A 23,194-nucleotide genomic window follows, 5' to 3' on the forward strand; every position below is an offset into this window, starting at 1 on the left:
CCGATTAGGAAATCTGAGCAAATGTATAAGGTGCAGTAAAATTGTTGTAGCGAATACGTAAGCGATCGCCAAATTTTTTGTCTATAGCTTCTACACGTTGGCTAAATAAAGCTTCCTGATCCCAAGGAATGAGAAAAGCAGCGTTGTAGATCATTTCTTCCATCATCGGTTCGCTTTCTACAACTTCTTCTGCCAAGGGTTTGAGTTCATCAAAGAAAGTTTTAATTACAGCTTCTTTGCGTTGCTGTAAATTACTTTCAATCAACTGCCCAATTTCAATCACTTCCTCCATACTCAAATTTTTGCCTTCCATCTGGTCGCGCTTTTGCTTCAAGTCGGGATTAGACTGCATCATTGCTTGTAATTCCGCCTTGGTATCCCACAAAATTTTGACGCTGACTTCTCGTTTACCCGCCAATTTTTGAAACAGATCTCGCAGCTGTCGCTCACATGGTTGGATTAGTTGTGAAATCACTGTTTCCCAATTTTTCACAACTAATCCAAACCGCAGAGGTAACAATGTCCGAAAGCCTTCCTGCATTGCTTGTTCTAAAACTTTTTCATGGCTGATTAAATTCCGCCGCGAAGCTAAATATTTTTCTTGTTTAGCATCTGAGTATAAAAAGGTAAAACCTTCAACTACTTGGCTATAAACAGGTTGGGAATCCAATCCTTTCAGGCTATCTGTTGAGGGAATCGGATCGGAAAAAATACCGTACAAATAAAGACCAGCATCCATAACAAAATTACTTTGTATTTAAAGGTTTTGAGGTTAAAACTAACCGCAATTTAGCGTGAATTAAATTGAGTTGAGCAACGCCTAAATCTAGTTCTCCATCCACCACAACTCCGGTGTTCAATAGACGGTCTAAAAGTTCTAATACAGATGGAGTATTTCCGGTTTCACCGGGATAATAAGATCCAGCAGCAGGTAAAAGACTACCAAGTTCTCCTAAATGGATATTTAAGTCTGCTGGATCAATCTCAAAAATCTGACATAAATTTAAAACTTGTTCCTCTAACTTTTGCAAACTTTCTGCAGCTCGCTCTAAGTCAGATTCACTAAGGCACTCCTCTTCCATACGTCGGATTACTTGAGCTTCCATCAGCTGACGGATTAGTTCCACTACAGTTAAGAGTAAAGGAACTAAGCCAGCTTGGTTATTAGCTTTGGAATTGGTAGCTAGCAAATCGTTGGAATTTTCAGATGGAGTGCAAACCATTGCCATGATGCCACCTTTTGTTAATTGTTTTGTAGCGCTTGAATTGTTGGGATGTAAGTCTACTTAGCCTAGTCATTAGGCTGATTCATTGGCAATGGCACGTTTTCTTCATCGCTTTGGCCATTATCTTCAGCATTGACTGGAAATAGTTCTGGATTGTTGATCTTAGCAGCAGTTAGCGAACGTAACTGTGCTTCTAAACTTTCCAATCGCTGCTGAAGTTGTTGGTTTTCCTCAACTAAACGTTGAGATTTGCTACTGAGGTAAGGGTCATTTTCCCACCAATTAATGCCCAACTCTTTAGCTTTATCAACGGAGGAAATTAATAAGCGGATACGGATATGCAGAAGTTCTGTAGAGGCGATAGATACAGAAATATCACCAGCAATCACAATTCCCTTATCTAAAACTCGCTCGAGAATATCTGCCAAGGTAGAACCTTGAGTAGATGTAGTAATAGCTCGGCTGGAGTTAGATTGAGAACGTGTTGGCAGGATGGGTGTAGTAGTCACGATGAATTAAACTCTTGAATGAAATTAACCACAGTCTTGATTGAGTACTAAGCTTTATTTGAGGAAAACATTAGTTGGGTTGGTCGCTTAACAAGCTTTCATCTAGTGTCACTGGTTCTGCGATCGCATCTGTTTGTGGTTCGGCTTCACCAACTATTTCGGACTCAGCCACATCATAGGGATCGCTATCATCAACTGGCTCTACTGGTTTTACTTGTACGTGGTTCAGCAATTCCAGAAACAGCGTTGTAGCATCACTTGCAGATAAATTGGTGCGATTGAACAAAACATCTGCACAAATTTCGCGGAAATCTGTATTTTCAGGTGTGACCAAAATATCGTGTTCTGCACATACTTTTGCAACCATCAAACAAGACCGCAAGCCAGAAGTTTTTTCAGCACCAGTTGCTGAACGAAATGCTTTGACTAAGCGCGCAATTAACTGAGCATACTCGTGATGAATACCTGTTTTATGAGTTAAGATTTCAATCTGAGTTTGCTCATCTGGTTCCGGCATATTAATAGTTACCAACCGATCCATCAAAGCATCTTGAGTAGAGTGAACCCCGCAGTATTCTTCTGGATTGGAGGTAAAAATAGCCCGGAATTTGGGGTGAACGTGTAAATATTCGGGCTGATTGCTGCTAGGTGGAAGGGTGAGGATTTTTTCTTCTAAAGCAGACAGTAAAACGTTATTTACTTCTGGACGTGAACGGTTAAACTCGTCGTAGACTAAGGTTAAACCTTCCCGACAAGCTAAAGTTAAGCGAGAATCAACCCAATTTTGTTTGAGTTCGTCTTCAACTTTCAGAACGTTGTGAATATAATTGTCTAATAATTTTTTATGTGTATAGCCAGATTCGCTGCCGATTAAATCAGAACTTTTAAATTCGTCATCTCCGAAAATCAACATGATTGGTCTATCTAGACAATTAGCTAAATGCATAGCTAAGGTCGTTTTACCTGTACCAGCTGGCCCGCGTAAATGAATAGCAAATCCTGATGTGAGATAACGCAACGCTCGAATTGCTACTTTTTCAATAGCTGGTGTGACTACAAACTGACCAGGACGGACACGAAGAACAGCTCTTTTTTTATGATTTTCGGTATTAGTCATAAGTTAATGATGGTGGGAAGAGAACTTTACAAAAAAAACACAACATTCGATGCGTAAATGACATCAATGTGGTAAGATAGGAGCAGAAACTATAAATAAAGCTCTATCGATTGTTGTTACCATCAATATTCGTTAGAGTTATTTATTGTTCACTGATTGAAACGAGATACAGGTTGTTAGTTTTTTTTACTAAAGCCTTGTAATCAGTGCCGATATATGTTATTTAAGTTTCGTGCTAAAACTCATTGTTGAATTTGACTACCCCCTGGTCTTACCAGTTTTTACCTGGAAGATTAGGGGGTTTTACTATTTAGCCCCATTCTTCAACAGATAAAATCTATTAGTTGGGAGCATTAATGCAAGACTAAAATGTACCAAAAATGCTAGCAAACAAATCCTGACGGAATTGATGTAGCTGTTGCTTTTGTTCTTGAGCTTGCGCCTTTCTTTCTTTAGCTGTGTCGGCTAAAAATTCGTTGGTTGTTTGCTCAAGGTTTTGATGGAATTCGCGCAGTTGTCGAGCTTGCTCTTGAGCTTGCGCCATTCTTTCTTTAGCTGTTTCTGACAAAAACTCTTGGGTGTTTTCTGCCATTTCCTTATGGAATTGGAACAGATCTTCAGCTTGCTGTCTGGCTTTAGCCATTCTTTCTTTAGCTGTATCTGTTAAAAACTCTTCAGTGTCTTTCTCCAGATCCTTATGGAACTGATCCAGATTTTCAGCTTGTTCTTTAGCTTGCGCTTGTCTTTGCGCTGTAGTCACGGACAAGAATTCTTGAGTATCTTTAAATAGTTGAGTTACTTCCTCTGCTATTCCTCGATGCTCTTGCCGGATTCTGATCATTAAAGGAGTCATGATTCTCTCCGCAATCATACTAAAATCACTGTGAATCAACCACATTTTCTGGATGGTTTATCTCCAGCAAATGTGGCTCAAGCAATATCTGCCTTTTTCCTGTTATCCTGAGATAAATCTTGTTGTAAGAATCTTTTGGATAATTAGATAAAAGCAGTATAAATATCAGAATTGCTGAGTTAGCAATTCTGATATTATGGACTCTGCTTAATGATTAAGCAGGTACTGCGGCAGATTGAGTTAGACCAACTGCTTCTGCATACTTCAAGTATGTTTCAACGGAAGCGATAACGATCCGAGCTTCAATAGCAAGTAGTTCAATACCAACTAAGGAAACACGTACCCAAGCATCTACAACGATACCTTTGTCTAAAATACGGTCGATAACTTCTGCCAAGCTAGAGGAGGAATTAGTCTTTTCAACTGCCATATGATTGCACCTTAACCTATTGTTGTTTGTTGAGATTATTTGGACGACTTGTTAACATGAGAATTAGTCAGCGCTAATTCTCATATTTTCTATTTACTTAATAATTAAGCAGGTACTGCTGCTGACTGAGTTAGACCAACAGCTTCTGCATATTTCAAATATGTTTCAACAGAAGCGATAACGATCCGAGCTTCAATAGCAAGTAATTCAATACCAACTAGAGATACACGTACCCAAGCATCTACAACGATACCTTTGTCTAAGATACGATCAATAACTTCTGCCAAGCTTGAAGAGGAATTAGTTTTTTCGACTGCCATAAATTTGAACCTTAACTCATTGTTGTTGTTTTTCGGATTGATTTCTCAATCACTAAAACAATACTATTAACACTCGATTGAAATGTAAATAGAATCACACCCAAAATACTGTAAACAAATATAACAACGTTCAGGAAGATACAACATAAATACTTACAGATGTTTAAGTTGTATACTGTCAAAACGTTGATGATATTTGATTTGTATGTCTTAAATTCCATATTGTTTGTTTTGTATTAGTTAGTCTTGTTACAAAATTCAGAATCAAAATACAGGGTTAAAAAAGCATCCTTTTTTTAAGGCACTATTACGTAGTAATTTCAGTAAAACTACGGATACAAAATGGTCACTTACATGAAATAGGATGATTGCAACAAATATCGTTGTCTAGAAACCATGTATAAGGAAGCCAATACAGATCCAGTCCGACAAGAAGCTTTAGCTGGCTTAATTGCTCATTTAGTGCAACAAGGACATCAACCTCAATACGCTCAATTGATGGCGACTTCAATTATTTTTCAAACAGATCTAGATTTAAGAAATGCTCAAATTGCTAGCCTTTTGACTTGGCTGCAACAAGAACATAATGATATCTATTCTGCTGCTGTTGACGTAGTTGAAACAACTCGCGAGCAATTTGAACAGCGTGTTCAACATGGTTGAAGTTATCAATTTTAGATTTTGCGGAAAGTTCTGAGTGGAGGAAATTTCCGCTTAGAACTTTCCAAGAGAGGATTTTGGATTTTTAACTTGAGATTGACATTCAAACTAAAAATAGTGAGAAAATTGGTTAAATTATTCAACCAAAATCTAAAAATTGGCTATATTAACCAATTTATGTATTGAACCAAAATTGAGTAAACTTCCCAGAGAGCTTTTCTAATTGGAGATGAAAATAATAATTTTATAGTCATTTTCCATTGTGTGAAACATATATCATTTGTGGGGGTACAACATTGTTGTACCCCCATAATTTTTGGCTGAATTAAATTTACAATCTTTCTTCTCTAGCGCTAGTCCCTAGACATGAAAATTGCTAATCCTAATTCAATAATGTTGTCTAAAAACATGAACTAAGGTTGGTAGGATAGGAAAAAGACAAAGATTGTGGCCTTACTGGAAAGTTATTATTTGCTATGACTATTGTTGATATTGCTTCTCCTTTGATAGAAATCGCTCAAAAAACCCGTTCCTCTGCTAGTAAGTTGGCTGTTCTCTCCACTGAGGCGAAAAATCAAGCTATTGAAGCGATCGCCCAAGCTTTAGAATCAGCAAGAGACGATATTTTGCAAGCAAATATCGCTGATTGTGAAGCCGCCACTGCTGATGGGATTGCCAAACCACTTTATAAACGCTTGCAGTTGGATGAACATAAATTGAGAGATGCGATCGCGGGAGTCAGAGATGTTGGTAAACTAGCCGATCCAGTCGGGAAAGTCCAAATTCATCGCGAAATCGACACAGGCTTAATTCTCAAGCGCATTACTTGTCCTTTAGGCGTTTTGGGCATTATTTTTGAAGCACGTCCCGAAGCCGCAATTCAAATTGTCTCTTTAGCAATCAAGTCAGGTAATGGCGTAATTCTCAAAGGTGGTAAAGAAGCAATTCGTTCTTGCGAGGCGATAGTTAAAGCAATTAAGCAAGGCTTATCTCACACTGCTGTGAACCCCGATGTCGTGCAGTTGTTAACAACTAGAGAACAAACTATTGAACTGTTGCAGTTAGATAAATATGTGGATTTAATTATTCCCAGAGGTTCTAATTCCTTTGTGCGGTTTGTGCAGGATAATACTCGCATTCCAGTACTTGGCCATGCAGATGGCATTTGTCATCTATATATAGATAAAGGCGCTGATATTGCCAAAGCCGTTACCATTGCTGTTGATGCTAAAACCCAATATCCCGCAGCTTGTAACGCTATTGAAACCTTGCTAGTTCATGCCAGCATCGCCGCAGATTATTTACCACAGCTAGCTGCAGCCATGCAAGCCAATCACGTGGAATTAAGAGGTGATGAACGCACCGCCAAAATTTTGCATCATCTCACCGCAGCTACAGCACAAGACTGGGAAACAGAATACAGCGATTTGATTTTGGCAATTAAAATTGTAGATTCCATAGAAGATGCGATCGCCCATATTAATGAATATGGTTCTCGCCATACGGAAGCGATCGTCACCGAAGATTTAGCAGCAGCAGAAACTTTCTTAGGATTAGTAAACGCAGCCGGAGTGTATCATAACTGTTCCACGCGCTTTGCTGATGGTTTCCGCTACGGCTTTGGTGCCGAAGTAGGTATTAGTACTCAACAAATGCCGCCACGAGGCCCTGTTGGCTTAGAAGGGTTAGTAACCTACAAATATCAAATGATAGGCGACGGTCATATTGTAGCGAGCTACACTGGCGCAAACGCCAAGTCATTTACCCATCGGGATTTAATTTAAAGTCAAGGGTCAAAAGTCAAGGGTCAAGGGTCAAAGGTCAAAGGTCAAGGGTCAAAGGTCAAAGGTCAAAGGTCAAAGGGAATAGGACTATTGTTATTATTTTTTTACCCATTACCCCTTCCCCATTACCCATTACCCATTACCCATTACCCAATCCCCAATCCCCATTCCCCATTCACTTCTTATGCAACGTATCTTCTGCACCAGTGTAACCAGTTGCTACCCAAAGAATAGCTCTAGCGCCATCACGGAGAGATTTTTCTAGTGGTTCAGGTGATGTTTTGGAAGGAACTGGTATTGTTTTAAACTCAATACCGCGACTACCTAAAACAATCTCACCAATGACGCTAGCCCGACGCATATGGAAATCGGACGTAATCAAATAAACGCTCTTGATTCCGTGTGCTTGCAAATCATCAACCAGCGTAGTAAAATTAGTAACTGTATCTACTGCTTCGTAATCCAAGTGTAAGCGTTCAGGATCTATTCCTGCCTTGGAAAACACCTTTTGTGTAGATCTAGGTGGACTGCCACCACTGATCCAAATAGGTAAATTTGGATGCCTCTTAGCAAAATCTGCTGTAAACTTTTCTCGCTCTAGATTCTTCGTTGAACCGCCTAACACCAAGACTGCTTGCGGTTCCACCATTTGGCTTTTGACTTCTTTATATCCCAACCACATTAACAGCGGGAGGGTAAACGCCATAAACCGAAAAGATTTACCTGTAAACAATAGCTTATTCAAGGCTCTAATACTTCGTTTACTGATTCCAAGTTTTCTTTGAATAAAAGAAAAACAATAATTATCTAAGTTAGTAGAGTTACAAAAAAATCTTGCCAAATAAAAATTTGGGGATTTTTCCCTGAAAACTCATGGAATGCAAGTTAGATGAATGTGATTTAACCTCTTGACTGTAAAAGTAGAAGCTAAAAACCCTGATTTCTACCTTACTCCTCTCTCGGCTCCTAGTCTAGAGAGACTAAGGGAGAAAGTTTACTGAACTTATTTCTTTATAAAGGGGTTTTAACACTTTCATTTTTAATTGTCGATGTATTAATCCTACCCAATATCGGCAGTTTTTCTATTAACTTCCGATACTTTTATACATTTTAATTTTGCGCCAGTACATAAAATTTACTGGCTGTGTATAGCCCAAACTAGTGTCCATTTTAACGTAGAAATTCGCACTAATAACTAGTGATTTATGTTGCTAGTCATGATAGGCGAATAAGTTCGTAGTCAAGACTGTAGCCTGGATTTTCAAGCATTAGACTGCTCAAAATTGCGGTTATTCATTCGTTCTAGGGAAACCCTTAAGACTGCGCTAACTCACTACGAACTTATCAAAATTTTGGCAATAGACCACTATATGATGTCAGGTCTAATTTTAGACTTGCTTTGGTGCCAAGTTTATTTATCTTTCAATCTTAAATCGATGACAGTGGCATTAAAGTTGTAGTTGAAACCTTCTAATTCAAAGGGCATTCCAATTTTCACTTTGCTGTTACCTAGAACAGGGCCATTTTGAGTGATTTGTGCTTTACCTTCTAAAGTCAACAGCATATCTGTACTAAAATTGTTGCTTTTTGGATCTGGTAACTCTTTAATAGAACCATCAGGTTGAGGAACATTGATTGTTCTTGGTAGTGGTTGCATAGATTTAATTGCAATCTCACCATGAGGTTGATTGCGGATAATCACGTTAGTCTTACCACCTGCTTTCAGCCCTTTGTCATATAACTGCTGAGGGTTACGAACATTTAAGCCACGAACTACCAGATCCACTTCTATAGGTACTGTTTTAGCACCAACTTGGGCTACAGAACCGGAAGTACCGGGAAAGACGAATATGCCAAAGATAACTAGCACAATAACTAGTAAAGCACCTAAATCTAGGAGATTAATTTTGCCGAACAAGCGGCCTTTGGTATCTAAAATAGCCATAACAAGTTTTCCAGATGTGAGCGGAGTAATTGAGTTGAGTAGCAGGCTTGACTAGAGTAATGGCAATCTTCCCTACTTGGTAAGCAAGCGGCTAGGGGCTATAGTCATGCGACAGTGTATCATGACTTCTGAAATTACGGGACTAGGCAATCAAGTTCCGGAATTATTGTTGTTTTGATCTGTGGCTGAAACAACCTGTACTCAGGTGGTATGGGGGAAGGAAAATGTAGGAGGCTAGGCAATACTTTTGGGTTAAGCGTTTTGAACTCAAAATAGGTTTTGGGGAAAAGGTTAAGGGTTAAGGGTTAAAGGTTTTTTCTTTCCCTTGAACCATTCCTCTTTTTCCCCTTAACCTAATAGTATTGGGAAGCTAGGAATCATTCTCTATGTTTCTAGGAGACCATCAAAATCGATGGGAGTGATATGGGCCAGTGCAATTTTGTCTTTAAGTTGAAAATGCAACATCGAAAGCCCTAAATGCGTCCCATATTTTGTGTTCTTCCATGATTATCCAAAACACCGGATTATGTTTGCTTGGAAAGCCTTTTTGACAAATTATCGTTTGTGGCGGCGGCGCTGGTTTTATCCGTTAATTTCTGTGGTAGTCGCCCTGAGTGTGTGTCTGACTACACCCCTTCCCGGAAGGGCATTTGATTTATTACCGCTTCTATTTCAGGGAGTCCAGATATTTCAGCTATCTAATATATCCGATCGCCAAGAAGTTGATCTGGGTAAGCAGATAAATCAGGAATTGCAGGGTGAAGTTAAGCTTTACCGGAATGCAGCCATTACTCGCTACGTGGAACAAGTTGGTCAGCGTTTGGTTGCGAATAGCGATCGCCCCAACTTGCCCTATACCTTCCAAGTAGTTGAAGATAAAGCTATCAATGCTTTCGCCACTGCAGGCGGCTATGTTTACGTCCACACTGGGTTACTGCAAGCCGCAGACAATGAAGCGGAATTAGCCAGTGTCCTCGCCCATGAAATGGGTCACATTGGTGGTAAACATTTAGTCAAGCAGATGAGACAACAGGCGCTGGCTAGTGGTGTCGCCTCAGCAGCAGGTTTAGATCGCAATACGGCGGTAGGACTTGGTGTCCAACTAGCACTTAATCTTCCCCGCAGTCGTCAAGATGAGTTTGATGCCGATAAACGAGGGTTAAGAACCTTGACCCGTAGCGGTTATGCTCAGTCTGGGATGGTTTCTTTTATGCAAAAGCTGCTAGGAAAGGGTTCTACACCCACATTCTTGAGTACTCACCCAGCAACAAGCGATCGCATTAATGCTCTCAAAAAAGCTATTAATGCTCAACCTAGCGATGGGCGTTATGGATTAGATAATGCTGCTTATAAAGCTAATATTCGCGCATTATCGTAAGTATGTGGGCGAAATTCAAGATAACTGGCTGAGGGTGTCATTCTTACAAAGTTCTGTTCGTCGGAGACGTTGGCGTTCGCGAAGCGTCTCCCTTTGGGAGAAGCCATCGGAGGAAACCCCCGCCCAGACTTTGCGCTTTGTCCTTAGTCATTTGTCATTGGTAATCAGAATCCTGTGCAGACTCACTCGCCATTGTTAAATCCAGCTATTACCCATATCCCTTTAAGCTCGCTGCTTGTTGTGGCGAGCGCCTTTAATTTCTGCCGGATCAATCGTCACGGTTGCTTCTGCTAAAGGTAGGCTACGGACACGCTTTCTAAACACATTAACTTGGTAAACCAAATTATTGGTGACATCTAAAGCTGTCAACCAACCACTGCGAGGATGATAAGCGCCTGTATCTATGTCCAGCCAACCTCGCCCTTGCGCCAGTTGACCAGGATTAACCCCAGGTAGGGTAAAGGTGATGGTGTGACCAATAATAATTAACTTATCAGGGAAGTAGGGTTTTTCAATGCCGTGAAATTCTTCTCTGATCCAACAAAATTGTTCAGCAGTTTGTTTGGCTAAAGGAATTACAGGATCGAGACCAGCATGGGTTAGCCAAACATCGCCTAAATCCAGATATGTAGGTAAAGCTTTGAACCAATCGATATGCTCTTGGGGAATTGTCGCCTCTTGGTAACTGGCGATGGTTGCTTGTCCTCCACTGTATAACCATGCTTGCATTGCTTGTGTGGAAGTAGCTCCACCATTGTTCAGCACGTTTAATAACATTTGCTCATGATTTCCTAGCAGACAAGGATAGTTATTTTGCTTGACAAAATTAACTACTTGTGAACTTTGAGGGCCGCGATCGATTAAGTCTCCCAGAAAATATAGTTGATCGTTGGATGATGGAGCAATTGCTGTTAACAAAGTCATTAATCCTTCGTAATGACCATGTACATCCCCAATTACAATTCGACGCTGATTAGTTTGGCTCATTTGCTTTTAATTTAAATAATATTAGCTAATACTTCTACTACAGTTTCCGATGGAAAAATTTTACAGAAAAAATTAAAAAAGCTGAGAAAATTTATTTGATTATATCTTAAGTTTTTTGTAGAAAAATAGCTTTCATGAAGGGGATTGGGTAATTGGTAATTGGTAATTGGTAATTGGGAAAAAACCAAACACCTAATGCCAAAAACCCCATATATTTGAATATAGACAATTAATGCTGCCTACATATAACTAATCCAATCGCTCCAGCTACCAGCATAGAGTTTGCCTTGAGAAATACCTGCTATTTCTAAAGAAAGTAGATTTACACAAGCAGTCACACCAGAACCACAATAAACTAAAATCTCTTTGGCTGTTTCTAGCTTTTCCCAACGGCGAAGTTGTTCACTTGGGGGAAGCAGATAACCTGATGAATCGGTAACTTCTTGCCAAGGATAGTTCACAGCGCCAGGAATATGACCAGCAATTTTATCAATTGGCTCTCGTTCACCGCGATAGCGATCGCCCTCTCGGGAATCTACTAATACAACATCTGGTAAGTCTTTTTTCTGTTTGACGCTTTCAATATCTACTACTTTATCTATTTTTACTTGGGGAATAAAAGTAGCAGGTTGAGGTTGAGGAATAATATTTGTGACAGGATAATCAGCTGTTTGCCATGCAGCAAAGCCGCCATCTAATACGGCTACTCGTTCATGTCCTAAATAACGTAATAGCCACCATAATCGAGATGCAAAGGCAAAGCGAGAATCATCATAGGCAACTACTAAACTTTTTTGGTAATTTACGCCTATTTCTGATAATTTATTGGCTAAATCAACAGGATTAGGTAAAGGATGTCTTCCCCCATGTTCTCCGACTGGACTAGATAGATCCTGATTTAAATCTAGATAGTGCGACCCCTGGATATGGCTAACTTGGTACTGCTGTTGCCCTAGTTGTGGATCTGCTAAAGAAAAGCGACAATCTACAATCACAACTTGCGGATCGTCAAGATGTTCAAACAACCATGCTGGTGAAACAACTAATTGGTCATTGGTCATTAGTCATTATTAAATTAATTAGCAAATATTTATTATCAGTTTTCTAGAGAAAATGCCAGACTTTGAGCAATTTGTCCCACAACTAACTGCGGATGGTTCCTTTACTTTTACCTCCCAAGAATTTGGCGAAGACTTTCACAGTCATTACGGAGCAAAGCAAGAGAGTTTTCTCAAGTTTGCTGTACCTACCCAACTAGCTGCACGCGCCCAAAAACCAGCCTTGCGACTATTAGACATTTGTTATGGTCTAGGATACAACACAGCAGCAGCTTTGCAGACTATTTGGGCAGTAAATTCCGATTGTCATGTGGAAGTTATGGCTTTAGAGTTGAATCCCTCTGTACCGCAAGCTGCGATCGCTCATCGCCTATTCGATAACTGGGACTACAAGTATAACGAAATCTTGACGGAGCTAGCCTATAAGTATCAGGTGCGACAAGATAACTTACAGGCTGAACTGTTAATTGATGATGCTAGAAACTCGATGAAATTCATTCAGCAATCAGGGTTTCAGGCTGATGCGATTTTTCTCGATCCGTTTTCACCGCCACAGTGTCCTCAGTTATGGACTGTAGAGTTTATCCAACAAATATCATCTTGTTTAGATGCTGAGGGAATTGTTGCTACTTATTCCTGTGCTGCGGCTGTCCGCGCCGCATTTTTGAGTGCTGGCTTAAAAATAGGTTCGACTCCACCAGTCGGTAGGCGATCGCCTGGTACAGTAGCAGTTCATTCTGAAAGTGTAAATGCAAAAGATAATTGCATACTTCCCCCTCTCTCTCAAGAAGAACAAGAACATTTGCTGACTCGTGCGGCGATTCCTTACCGCGATCCACAATTCCATGATGCTGCTGATGTCATTATTTTGCGGCGACAACAAGAGCAACAAACTTGCACCCTAGAACCTACCTCTCATTGGAGAAAAAGGTGGCTGCTCAAAAATGCAGGTGCAGAATCAGTGCCTAGAGCCTAGAGAAAAGAATTTTTTTATGCCCTTGTTGTTGTCTTGATCGCATGACCATCTAGCTTGATTTTAGGTAATCAGGATCATTAATTTTTGTGTTCCAAATCACTAAAGATGCATCTGTATCTAGTAGATAATGCTTTACATACAGCAGGCAGAAATACTTAATAATACTATATAAAATTTAAAATTTTCACTTCAAAAGTAAGCTGCTCAAGAAATATTTAGAAAAGCCAAACTTTTCTGCTCTGCTATCTTAGCCAATCTTCAGGAAAACAGCTGATTTAATATTCCTGTAAAATCCTCATCATCTCAAGCAAGAATAGCGAGCAATTTGAACATTATTTAAGTGTGTTAGGAAAATAAATCAAAAAATATATTATAAATGATGCAGCCATCTTTTGAAGATTTGAGTCTGCTGAATGTAATCAATCAAAAGCTAAAGTTACATTTTTGCTGGCTGAAACCTTAAATTTTATGTAACAAACTGGAGTAACTTTGTGATGCAATGGGAACTCAAGCATACAAACCCTATAGACAAGCTTGGTAGTGGGTCTAACCCCCTCAACAAATTGACTAATGTCAGTGCAAAAGATTCATTAAAACTACAAAATGTAGAGGGTAATTCCATGAGTTTATCTCCAGGAGAGTTGATGCTGGAAAAAGCTGCTTCATTACCTTCTTTGATGGCACAGCCAAATTTTCATTCAGATGATTCATTAGACTCGAAAACACTACAAAACCAAGGTTCGCCAGGAAATAACCCTGTTTTAGATCTGCCAAAAATTTTAGTAGTTGATGACCATGCAGCAAGTCGCATGACCGCCGTAGCTCTGTTGGCAATGGAAGGGTACGAAGTAATAGAAGCTGACAGTGGCGCAATGGCAGTGGATCTAGTCAAAGAAAAGCAACCAGATCTGATTTTACTGGATGTAATGATGCCTGGAATGGATGGGTTTGAAGTATGCCAAATCCTTAAACAAAATGAGCATACCAGACTGATTCCAGTGATTTTTATTACGGCTTTAAATGATAGGCGATCGCGGATTCGGGGTATTGAAGTTGGTGCAGATGATTTTCTCACTAAACCTTTTGACCGTCTAGAACTCATAGCGCGTGTCAAGTCTTTAGTACGACAAAAGCATCTCAACGAAGACCTAGATCATGCCGAACAAGTACTATTTTCTGTAGCTATGGCTATTGAAAGCCGCGATCCGAATACTGGCGATCACTGCGAACGGTTACAAAAACTAGGACAAGCTTTTGGTGAATATCTGAATCTCACACGTAACCAAATTAAAGATTTGATGTGGGGTGGCTACCTCCACGATATTGGCAAGGTAGGCATACCTGATGCGGTACTACTGAAAAAAGGTAAACTCACCGCCGAAGAGTGGGAAATTATGAGACAACACGTTGTGATTGGCGAAAAAATCTGCCAACCATTACGCAGTATGCGGGGTGTGATTCCAATTATTCGCCATCACCACGAACGCTGGGATGGTTCAGGCTATCCAGATGGACTCAAAGGCGAAGAAATTCCCTACCTGGCACAGGTATTTCAAATTATCGATATTTATGATGCACTGACGAGTGAACGACCTTATAAAAGAAGTTTTACTTCTGAGGAAGCGCTGACAGTGATGCTAGAGGAAACTGATTTGGGTTGGCGCAATCCTCAACTAATGCAACAGTTTGCAGAGTTTATCAAGACACAAACTAAATAGTAATTAGGTTGGTGCAATTGGCTGTAACTGTCCAGGTATGTCATTGGTAAGGGTTGAAGCCCATTTACGTTTCGTAACATAGTTTGGTTGATTTCCACCGGCTTACCTGAGTAGTGGGAATTCCAAATTCCAGATTACGCCTCATGGGAATGAGAAATGCCTCACGAGCGCGAAAATCAAATTCCTAAAACACAAACAATTCTTTGAGGGTAGGCGCTGCAAATTCTTTCGCTCAAACTTAAATGATGACGAGTGCCCACCCTACTATTGATAATCCCTCATTTGAATATTTTCTTTGTTCCCCCTGCTCCCTAGCTTGAGAGTGCTGAGTCATGATCTGCAGAGACGCGATTAATCGCGTCTGTACAAGAGTTCTGAGTCTAAATCCGATTCCATTCACGCCAGGTTTTGCCACAATCAAGCAAGAAAATCTGTCTTTCCTATGCCCTCAAGGGATGAACTATCAACAAAAAAAATCTAAAATCAGCATGGTCAATTTATGGTTGTACACAGACAAGAGGCTTTTTTAGTCAAGGTATTGTGAATTACTCACAAGATTTGACATTTCAGTCTGTGATGATTAGCTGGTATTATTTGAAGCCTAAATCTTAAAAGGCCAAGCGCAATAGCGCAATTCATTTATAGCTGATAGCTAAATTATGGTAGTTGTAGCAATTCTAGCGGCGGGACGCGGCACAAGGATGAAATCACAGCTGCCCAAGGTTTTACATTCTTTGGGTGGGCGATCGCTAATTGAGAGAGTGCTGGAAAGTGTAGAACCACTTTCACCTTCAAGGCGGTTAGTGATTGTGGGATATCAGGCTGAGGAAGTGAAAGCAGCCATGCAGTCTGTGCCTAATTTGGAGTTTGTCGAACAGACTGTACAACAGGGAACAGGTCATGCTATCCAGCAATTACTTCCCCATCTGGAGGGTTACAGTGGGGATTTACTGGTATTAAACGGTGATGTGCCATTGTTAAGTTCTCAAACTCTGCAAAATCTGTGGCAAACTCACCAAGAACATCAAAACGCCGCCACTATCCTCGCAGCATATTTGCCCGATCCGCGAGGTTACGGGCGGGTGTTTTGTGATAGTGAAAATATTCTGCAACATATCATTGAAGACAAAGATTGCACTACTGCCCAAAAACATAATCGGCGAGTTAATGCTGGGGTTTATTGCTTCCGCTGGCAAAATTTAGCTCAGGTATTACCTCACTTAGAAGCAAATAATAATCAAAAAGAATACTATCTCACTGATGCTGTAAGTCAAGTTGGAAAAGTGATGACGGTAGATGTGGAAGACTATCAAGAAATTCTCGGCATCAACGATCGCTTACAACTCGCTAAGGCTTATGAGATTTTACAAAAGCGAATTAAGGAAAAATGGATGTTAGCGGGCGTAACCCTCATCGACCCTAACAGTATTACCATTGATGACACTGTAGAATTAGAGCCGGATGTAATTATTGAACCGCAAACGCACCTGCGCGGTAATACAGTCATTAAAGCCGGAAGCCACATCGGCCCAGGAAGTTTAATTGAAAATAGCCAGATCAGTGAAAATGTCACGGTGCTATATTCTGTAATCAAGGGTAGCACTGTGCAAGCTGGCACCCAACTAGGCCCCTACACTCATTTACGCGGTCAAGTGCAAATTGGTGCTGGCTGTCGGATAGGGAATTTTGTGGAATTAAAAAATACAGAATTAGGCGATCGCACTAATGTGGCGCATCTCTCTTATTTAGGCGATACGACAGCAGGTACAAAGGTTAATATCGGTGCGGGTACCATTACCGCCAATTACGATGGCGTGAAAAAGCACCGTACCAAAATTGGCGATCGCACTAAAACTGGTTCCAATAGCGTCTTAGTTGCACCAGTTACCTTAGGCAATGATGTCTATGTCGCCGCCGGTTCCACTGTCACAGAAGATGTCCCTGATGATTCTTTAGTGATTGCCCGTGCGCGCCAGGTAGTTAAACCTGGTTGGCGCAACAAGAGTGCTGAGAGTTAGCTATAAAAAATGTAGAGACTTGATTGGGGAAAAGGTAAAAGGGTAAGGGTTAAAGGTTTTTTCTTGCCCCTTTTCCCTTTCTCCTTTTGCCCTTAACCGACAGTATTGGCATGGTTTCTACATTCCCTTCGCTGCGTTGAGCTTTAAAATTCAATTGACTTCGCCAATTAAAGTAAACGCCGCCCAGTTGACAGGGTCAGGGTGGGTCTTCATAGTGGTCAGCATCGCTTGCCTTAAGGCAGCAGCTTTATCAGAATTTTTACTGCTATGTTGATAAAACTCAGTCATTAACGATGCTGTTGGTGTATCTGGTACTTGCCACAGAGAAACTACAATGCTGGGTACACCTGCGCTGATAAAAGACCGAGATAAACCAATTACTCCATCCCCTGTAATCTTTCCTCGGCCAGTATCACAGGCACTGAGAACTACGAGTTCAGCTTGTAGTTTCAAATCCAAAATTTCTTCCGCAGTTAATAAACCATCATCTTTACCTGCGGGTGCAAGGGCTATAGCACTTCCCAAACCACGTAAATCATCAAATAAGCCATGTGTGGCTAAATGAATGATGCGTGATTGGGTCATTTTTTGGGCGATCGCTGTTTCTGTTGCTTGACTACCTATGATCGCTTTGGTTTTGAGTAGAGGTGCGATCGCTTTTGCTTCCTTTTCTGCACCATCTAAAGCTGGTAGTTGTTGCGCTTTTCCGCCTGGTACAAGGGATACAAAAGGCATCGTAGGATTACCTACTACTAAATTTGGCAGAGAAGCTGATTTACCTTGATGTGATAGTTTTTGCTGGCGAGTTAAATCTAAAAGTTGAATCGATGGCGCAGTGAGAATTGTGTGCTTTTCTACTAAATATTTGTTTTGTGCGTCTTGCAATGCAGGGAACGGAACCAAGAACAGGGAACCTTGAGGGATGAAAATAATGCGATCGCTGGGGCTGCTGGGTAATTGGTTGGCGATCGGTTTAATTAACAAATCATGCAGTTGTTGTAAGCGTTTGGGTTGATTTGCACCATCAGCTGCGGCGGCGATAATTCCACCTGCGCGACTTCTCACCCCTATAGATAGTCGAGAGATATCAACTAATTGGGCTAGGGTTTTATTCTCTTTTTGCAATAACGGTTTGATGTCTTGGCGATGAAATGCAACTTCACCTGTAGGTTTAACTACCCAAATATAAATTTCTGATTCTTTGATTTTTTGTTTATCTTCTTGATTAACAATTGAATATTGCACCAAAGTGGCATTTTGTAATTTGGCTATTTGTTTAATCTGCTCAATATTGGGCGGAGTAATGCTTGATTGTTGTGTTTGATTTGGAGATAAACGCCTTGCGAGTAATTCTACAAAAGCACGAGAACGACCGCGTTCAGAAATTTCTAGTGCCTCATTAATTTTATTTTGAGCAATTAAAACTTCTTGTAGTAGGCGATAGGTGCGAAATTGTTTTTCAAAGATAGAAACTTTATTAGCATCATTCAACCCGGCGCGAAGAGATTCCCAAATTTTTATAGCTTCCAAGAGATTTTTCTCAGCTTCTGGAAGATTGTTTGATTTAATCCAAGCATAGGCTAAATTATTTAGTGCATTACCTACTGCTTCCTTATTTTCATTTTGTGCCTTAGCCAAACTCTGCTGATGCAATTCAACTGCTTTAGCAGTATTACCTAGAGATAGATAAGTATTTCCTAAACCAGCTAAAGATTCACTGGGTGTGAAATCTAGAGTCTCTTTGTAATATTGAATAGCTTTGGAGTAGTCATCCAAAACATAATAAATATTTGCCAAATTTACTTTATCTTTTGCTATGCCATAGACATTTTGCAGATTATCATCGATGGCTAATGCTTGCGAATAATCCTTAATAGCTTCGTTATATTTACCTTGTAAATTGTAAATTTCACCTCGCCCTCGGAGAATTTCAGCTTTGAGTTGAGTATCCTGTTGCTGGATAATTTTTAATGCTTCCGCATAATAATTAAGTGCTTGGTCATAATCAGCTAAGGAATTATAAATACCGCCGAGATTTGAGAGATTTCTAGCTTGGATTTCTGGGTAATTGTGTTTTTGGGAAATGGTTGATGCTTCGGTGTAAGAATTAATAGCGTTAGTGTAATCGCTGAGACAATAATAAGCATTTCCCAGTTGTTCGAGGATGACAGCTTGGTTTTTGTTATCAGAGATTTCTTGATAGATTTTTAGGGCTTTTTGCCAAGGTTCAAATGCTTGGGCACAATTGGGAGCATAATATTGTAAATCGCGCAGTCTATCTGCTTGGACTCTGGGCGAAAACACAGGAGCAGGTAATTCTAAGATAGCTAATTGTTTGCTAGAGGTATCCCATACACGGACAGTTCCGTCATTGGATGCGGTGACAATCAACTTACCATCTCGACTTAAATGTGCAGTGTTGACCTTGTCCTGATGTCCTTTAATTTCCGCTATTAACTTACCAGAATTATTTAATATACGGACATTTCTGTTATCATTATTGTTCTGAGATTCAGCAACAATTAATTCTTCATCAGCATGAAAAATTTCTAAATTTTCATTGGTTTGGTTGATTAATTTTCCAGCAGTATCCCAAATATAGGATGTATTGTTATTTGTGCTGGCAATTATTCTTTTTCCATCTGAGCTAAAATTCGCATTAGTTAGCGAACCTTCATGTCCCTGAAGTATAGCTACTTGTTTGCCTAAAGTATTCCAAATACGTGCTGTACCATCATCAGATGTGGTGACAATTAATTTACTATCTGGGCTAAAAGCCGCACTTCTCACCCAAAACTCATGTCCTTGTAGTTCTGCTCGGAATTTACCTGATACATCCCATAAACGAGGAGTATTATTTTCCATAACAGCAACAACAATCTGTCCATCTGGGCTAAAACTTGCACTATTGACTCGAACTTGATTTCCTTGTTGCAGTACGGCGGTTAATTTTCCCGATAAGTCCCAAACACGAGCGGTTGTATCTTGTGATAGGGTGAGAATTTTTTTACCATCGGGAGTAAAGCTGGCGTTGTTGTTCAATCCGCCTTTGAGTTCAGCAACTAGTTTGCCAGAGGAGTTCCATACACGCACAGTATTACCATTATATGGAACGAGAATTAGCTTACCATCTGGACTAAAACTGGCACTTTTGACAAAAGCTTTACCATTACTATTAACATAACCCTTACCATCAACACTTGTGAGGTCTACTAGCTTTTTACCTGATAAATCCCATAGATGCACTGTGTCATCATGAGATACAGTCAATATTTTCTGCCCATCGGGACTGAAACTGGCACTATCTCCCGCCCCCCAAACCTCTTGAAGCTGTTTAAATTCTTTTCGTAACTTGCCATCTAGATTCCATAAAATAGCTGTTTTCGTGGTTCCATTAACAGAGTCATAGTTGCCATCAGCAGCTATGGTGATGATTTGCTTACCATTTGGACTAAAACTAGCACTGGTTACTTTACCTTGATGTCCTTTTAATAATACTAACTGCTTCCCAAAAATGTTCCATAAACGAGCAGTTTTATCCTTAGATGTTGTGACTATTTGTTGTCCATCTGGACTGAAACTTGCGCTTGTAACTATATCCTCATGCCCTTTTAATTCTGCTATTAACTTGCCGTTTATATCCCACACACGGAGGATACCATCACTAGAATTGGTGACAATTAGCTTACCATCAGCGCTAAATTTTGCCTCTCCGCCTTTTAGTTCTGCTACTAACTTACCAGATGTATCCGATATACGAGCGAAACCATTCCAAGAACTGGTGATAATTCGCTTTCCATCAGCACTAAATTTTGCTTTGTCACCACCCTCAAATTCAGCTAACAAATTGCCATAAATATCCCATACACGAACTATTCTGTTAGCAGTAGTAACTATCTTCTGTCCATCAGGACTAAAATTCGCTTCATCCGTTACACCTTTTAATTCTGCTAACAGCTTACCTGAGATATCCCACACATGGGCAATGCCATAACCAGAGTAGACAATCACATACTTTGCATCAGGACTAAAGCTAATATAAGCCTCTGTAATGCCGATTGTAGATTTAGGTTCAACATAATCGCTAAAAGGTGTTTCAGGTAATTTTTGTTGTGCTTGCTGTTTATCAGTGAGATACCATATACGAGCAGTATAGTCTTCAGATGCAGTTATTACCTGTTGTCCATCAGGACTAAAATTAGTACTTGTAATATTACTCTGATTTTCTCCTTTGAGTTCTGCTAATAATGCTCCAGACAAATCCCACACACGAATAATGTTGTTAGTCTCGGTAAGAATGCTTTTTCCATTAGGGCTAAAGCTGGCAAAACTTGCAGTAAGGGGCATTTCCATCAGTAGATTGCCAGATAAATCCCATAAACTAACTTTGTCAGCAACAGTCAGAATACTTTTTCCATCTAGACTAAACACAGCACTATTAACATAGCGCTGATTTAATTGAATTTTTAGTAACAGTTTTCCGGAAGTATTCCACACAGAAACCTCAGGATCTCCAGAAGCGACGACAATTTTTTGTCCATCTGGACTAAAATCGGTAATAACATTAGATCCTGGACTTTTAGGGCCTTTCAGTTCAGCGAGGAGATTGCCTGCTAAATCCCACAACCAAGCGGTTTTATCCGAATCTGATACCGTAATAATTTGCTTGCCATCGGGACTGAAGCTAGGAAAACGCTGAGTTAAATTCCTATTCAAACTACCTTTAATTTTTGCGATCAACTTGCCGGAAATATCCCAAATAAAAGAGCTACCATATTGCCCATTAGCAATAATTAATCTGCCATCTGGGCTAAAGCTAGCTCGCTGAATAAAGTTTTCATAATCGACAATTTCAGTTATTAGCTTGCCCGATATATCCCATACATGAATAGAACCGGCAGACGAGGTCAGAATTAGCTTGCCATCTGGACTGAAGCTAGCAGATGTGACACTGTCATTATTCTCTTTGAGCACAAGTAATAATTTCTGTGTTGAGATATCCCAAAGACGCGCTGTACCATCCTCGCCTGCTGTTAAGACTAGCTTTCCATCTGGGCTGAAATTTGCTTCCCAAAGTTTCGCCTGATGTCCTTGCAACTGAGTCAAAATTTTACTTTGGGTATCCCAAATTCTTGCTGTACCGTCATTTGATGATGTAACAATAAACTTACCATCCGCGCTAAATCTGGCACTATTAACTCCGCCAGTATGCTGTTGTAACTTCCCTAATAACTTTCCTGATGAATCCCACAACAAGCTAGTAAAATCAACCGATGCGGTAACTATCTTCTGCCCATCGGGACTAAAGCTGGCGCTGTATACACTATCACTATGCCTTTTTAACTCAGCCAATACTTTACCCGATAAATCCCACACTCGCGCCGTTTTATCATCAGATGCAGTAACTATTTGCTTACCATCCGGGCTGAAATTCGCACTCCATACCGTATCCGTATGCCCTTGCAACTGCGCCAACATCTTACCCGACAAATCCCAAACACGCGCCGTTTTATCAGCCGCAGCAGTTACAATTCTCTGCCCATCCGGACTAAAATTGGCACTGTAAATACTCCCTTCATGCTCTTTAAATTCCGCCAACTGCTTTCCTGAGATATCCCAAATCCGCACAGTTTTATCAGCACCCGCAGTTACAACCCGCTTCCCATCAGGGCTAAAACTGGCGCTATTAACATTACCTTGATGTCCTTTAAGTTCAGCTAACTGTTGCCCGGAATTATTCCACACACGAGCAGTACCATCAAAAGATGCGGTGACAATTAACTGTGCATCAGAACTAAAATTGGCACTCCGCACACTTCCCTGATGCCCTTGTAATACCAGCAATTCCTTACCCGAAAAATCCCATATCCGGGCGGTTGCGTCACTACCTGCGGTGACTATGCGCTTACCATCAGGGCTAAAACTGGCACTGTTAACACTACCCTCATGTCCTTTAAATTGCCTTTCTTCCGCAAAGTAATCAACAAAGTTCCCTGATAGAACAGAATTTGTTTTCTGATTCGGCGTTTGGGCTAACACCCGGTTTGCAGGGAACAATATTGATAAATTTTGCCCAAAATTTGGTGAAATTACTACCAGGAAAGTAATAAAAGCAATTAAAAGGGTTCGGCAATAACGCATAAATTCTGTTTTGGGTAGGTCAAATTATCACTAGCAGAGCTTCACAAGTTATATATCTCCCACACCCCAGGGGT

Annotated in this window: 18 protein-coding genes; 6 read left to right on the top strand and 12 right to left on the bottom strand. The window is 40.3% G+C overall.

The annotated features are described in order from the left end of the window. Positions 1 to 4 precede the first annotated feature (4 nt). The 7 genes from gvpF to gvpA (AACU25_RS23545) form a co-directional block, all read right to left on the bottom strand. Positions 5 to 739 carry a gas vesicle protein GvpF gene (gene gvpF, locus AACU25_RS23515; protein ID WP_096579796.1) on the bottom strand — a complete coding sequence of 245 codons (735 nt, stop codon included), beginning with the start codon at positions 737 to 739 and terminating at the stop codon, positions 5 to 7. Between the two features lie 7 nt (positions 740 to 746). Continuing rightward, positions 747 to 1,223: a gas vesicle protein K gene (locus AACU25_RS23520; RefSeq protein ID WP_096583972.1), complete on the bottom strand. Its 477-nt coding sequence runs from the start codon at positions 1,221 to 1,223 to the stop codon at positions 747 to 749. A 68-nt stretch (positions 1,224 to 1,291) separates the two neighbouring features. Beyond that, positions 1,292 to 1,735, bottom strand: coding sequence for a gas vesicle protein (locus tag AACU25_RS23525; RefSeq protein ID WP_096579798.1), 444 nt, complete (start codon positions 1,733 to 1,735; stop codon positions 1,292 to 1,294). Positions 1,736 to 1,805: 70 nt separating this feature from the next. Beyond that, positions 1,806 to 2,852 (bottom strand): gas vesicle protein GvpN, encoded by a 1,047-nt coding sequence (gene gvpN, locus AACU25_RS23530; protein WP_096579799.1) that lies wholly within the window; start codon positions 2,850 to 2,852, stop codon positions 1,806 to 1,808. A 364-nt stretch (positions 2,853 to 3,216) separates the two neighbouring features. After that, positions 3,217 to 3,705, bottom strand: a complete 489-nt coding sequence (gene gvpC, locus AACU25_RS23535) for a gas vesicle protein GvpC (protein ID WP_096579801.1) — start codon at positions 3,703 to 3,705, stop codon at positions 3,217 to 3,219. Between the two features lie 214 nt (positions 3,706 to 3,919). Further along, positions 3,920 to 4,135 carry a gas vesicle structural protein GvpA gene (gene gvpA / locus AACU25_RS23540; protein ID WP_045871251.1) on the bottom strand — a complete coding sequence of 72 codons (216 nt, stop codon included), beginning with the start codon at positions 4,133 to 4,135 and terminating at the stop codon, positions 3,920 to 3,922. A gap of 104 nt (positions 4,136 to 4,239) precedes the next feature. Then, positions 4,240 to 4,455 (bottom strand): gas vesicle structural protein GvpA, encoded by a 216-nt coding sequence (gvpA, locus tag AACU25_RS23545; RefSeq protein WP_045871251.1) that lies wholly within the window; start codon positions 4,453 to 4,455, stop codon positions 4,240 to 4,242. A 396-nt stretch (positions 4,456 to 4,851) separates the two neighbouring features. Between gvpA (AACU25_RS23545) and AACU25_RS23550 the strand changes: the two genes are divergently transcribed. Further along, positions 4,852 to 5,118 (top strand): hypothetical protein, encoded by a 267-nt coding sequence (locus AACU25_RS23550; protein WP_096579803.1) that lies wholly within the window; start codon positions 4,852 to 4,854, stop codon positions 5,116 to 5,118. Between the two features lie 473 nt (positions 5,119 to 5,591). Continuing rightward, on the top strand, positions 5,592 to 6,899 hold the full coding sequence (locus AACU25_RS23555; protein WP_096579805.1) for a glutamate-5-semialdehyde dehydrogenase: 1,308 nt from the start codon (positions 5,592 to 5,594) through the stop codon (positions 6,897 to 6,899). Between the two features lie 175 nt (positions 6,900 to 7,074). On the opposite strand, the gene AACU25_RS23560 is transcribed toward AACU25_RS23555, so the two are convergent. Then, positions 7,075 to 7,605, bottom strand: a complete 531-nt coding sequence (locus tag AACU25_RS23560) for a YdcF family protein (protein WP_096583974.1) — start codon at positions 7,603 to 7,605, stop codon at positions 7,075 to 7,077. 705 nt (positions 7,606 to 8,310) lie between these two features. Then, positions 8,311 to 8,844: a DUF4330 domain-containing protein gene (locus tag AACU25_RS23565; protein WP_045871254.1), complete on the bottom strand. Its 534-nt coding sequence runs from the start codon at positions 8,842 to 8,844 to the stop codon at positions 8,311 to 8,313. A gap of 526 nt (positions 8,845 to 9,370) precedes the next feature. On the opposite strand from AACU25_RS23565, the gene AACU25_RS23570 reads away from it, so the two are divergent. Continuing rightward, a complete protein-coding gene (locus AACU25_RS23570; protein WP_096579807.1) occupies positions 9,371 to 10,222 on the top strand; it encodes a M48 family metallopeptidase in 852 nt (283 codons plus the stop codon). Between the two features lie 222 nt (positions 10,223 to 10,444). On the opposite strand, the gene AACU25_RS23575 is transcribed toward AACU25_RS23570, so the two are convergent. Together AACU25_RS23575 and AACU25_RS23580 are read right to left on the bottom strand one after the other, a co-directional pair. Continuing rightward, positions 10,445 to 11,209, bottom strand: a complete 765-nt coding sequence (locus AACU25_RS23575) for a metallophosphoesterase family protein (protein WP_096579809.1) — start codon at positions 11,207 to 11,209, stop codon at positions 10,445 to 10,447. 239 nt (positions 11,210 to 11,448) lie between these two features. After that, positions 11,449 to 12,270, bottom strand: coding sequence for a sulfurtransferase (locus tag AACU25_RS23580; protein ID WP_096579811.1), 822 nt, complete (start codon positions 12,268 to 12,270; stop codon positions 11,449 to 11,451). Between the two features lie 52 nt (positions 12,271 to 12,322). Between AACU25_RS23580 and AACU25_RS23585 the strand changes: the two genes are divergently transcribed. The 3 genes from AACU25_RS23585 to glmU all read left to right on the top strand — a co-directional run bounded on the left by AACU25_RS23585 (position 12,323) and on the right by glmU (position 16,979). Next, complete coding sequence (locus AACU25_RS23585) at positions 12,323 to 13,243, top strand: tRNA (5-methylaminomethyl-2-thiouridine)(34)-methyltransferase MnmD (protein WP_096579813.1); 921 nt, start codon at positions 12,323 to 12,325, stop codon at positions 13,241 to 13,243. 491 nt (positions 13,244 to 13,734) lie between these two features. Beyond that, the gene (locus tag AACU25_RS23590) at positions 13,735 to 14,961 is read left to right on the top strand and encodes an HD domain-containing phosphohydrolase (RefSeq protein WP_422641111.1); all 1,227 of its coding nucleotides are present in this window, start codon (positions 13,735 to 13,737) and stop codon (positions 14,959 to 14,961) included. 659 nt (positions 14,962 to 15,620) lie between these two features. Beyond that, the gene (gene glmU / locus AACU25_RS23595) at positions 15,621 to 16,979 is read left to right on the top strand and encodes a bifunctional UDP-N-acetylglucosamine diphosphorylase/glucosamine-1-phosphate N-acetyltransferase GlmU (RefSeq protein ID WP_096579817.1); all 1,359 of its coding nucleotides are present in this window, start codon (positions 15,621 to 15,623) and stop codon (positions 16,977 to 16,979) included. Between the two features lie 150 nt (positions 16,980 to 17,129). Here glmU and AACU25_RS23600 read toward each other — a convergent pair whose 3' ends face one another. Further along, positions 17,130 to 23,120, bottom strand: a complete 5,991-nt coding sequence (locus AACU25_RS23600) for a CHAT domain-containing protein (RefSeq protein ID WP_096579819.1) — start codon at positions 23,118 to 23,120, stop codon at positions 17,130 to 17,132. Between the last annotated feature and the right edge of the window lie 74 nt (positions 23,121 to 23,194).

The sequence above is a fragment of the Tolypothrix tenuis PCC 7101 genome, assembly GCF_963874875.1.
GTDB classification, from domain to species: Bacteria; Cyanobacteriota; Cyanobacteriia; order Cyanobacteriales; family Nostocaceae; genus Aulosira; species Aulosira tenue.

Coding starts and splice junctions, on each gene's coding strand:
- gvpA (WP_045871251.1), bottom strand. CDS start 4,135: ATGGCAGTTGAAAAGACTAATTCCTCCTCTAGCTTGGCAGAAGTTATC.
- AACU25_RS23550 (WP_096579803.1), top strand. CDS start 4,852: ATGTATAAGGAAGCCAATACAGATCCAGTCCGACAAGAAGCTTTAGCT.
- AACU25_RS23580 (WP_096579811.1), bottom strand. CDS start 12,270: ATGACCAATGACCAATTAGTTGTTTCACCAGCATGGTTGTTTGAACAT.
- AACU25_RS23560 (WP_096583974.1), bottom strand. CDS start 7,605: ATGGCGTTTACCCTCCCGCTGTTAATGTGGTTGGGATATAAAGAAGTC.
- AACU25_RS23575 (WP_096579809.1), bottom strand. CDS start 11,209: ATGAGCCAAACTAATCAGCGTCGAATTGTAATTGGGGATGTACATGGT.
- AACU25_RS23570 (WP_096579807.1), top strand. CDS start 9,371: ATGTTTGCTTGGAAAGCCTTTTTGACAAATTATCGTTTGTGGCGGCGG.
- AACU25_RS23600 (WP_096579819.1), bottom strand. CDS start 23,120: ATGCGTTATTGCCGAACCCTTTTAATTGCTTTTATTACTTTCCTGGTA.
- gvpA (WP_045871251.1), bottom strand. CDS start 4,455: ATGGCAGTCGAAAAAACTAATTCCTCTTCAAGCTTGGCAGAAGTTATT.
- gvpF (WP_096579796.1), bottom strand. CDS start 739: ATGGATGCTGGTCTTTATTTGTACGGTATTTTTTCCGATCCGATTCCC.
- glmU (WP_096579817.1), top strand. CDS start 15,621: ATGGTAGTTGTAGCAATTCTAGCGGCGGGACGCGGCACAAGGATGAAA.
- AACU25_RS23555 (WP_096579805.1), top strand. CDS start 5,592: ATGACTATTGTTGATATTGCTTCTCCTTTGATAGAAATCGCTCAAAAA.
- AACU25_RS23520 (WP_096583972.1), bottom strand. CDS start 1,223: ATGGTTTGCACTCCATCTGAAAATTCCAACGATTTGCTAGCTACCAAT.
- gvpC (WP_096579801.1), bottom strand. CDS start 3,705: ATGACTCCTTTAATGATCAGAATCCGGCAAGAGCATCGAGGAATAGCA.
- gvpN (WP_096579799.1), bottom strand. CDS start 2,852: ATGACTAATACCGAAAATCATAAAAAAAGAGCTGTTCTTCGTGTCCGT.
- AACU25_RS23565 (WP_045871254.1), bottom strand. CDS start 8,844: ATGGCTATTTTAGATACCAAAGGCCGCTTGTTCGGCAAAATTAATCTC.
- AACU25_RS23585 (WP_096579813.1), top strand. CDS start 12,323: ATGCCAGACTTTGAGCAATTTGTCCCACAACTAACTGCGGATGGTTCC.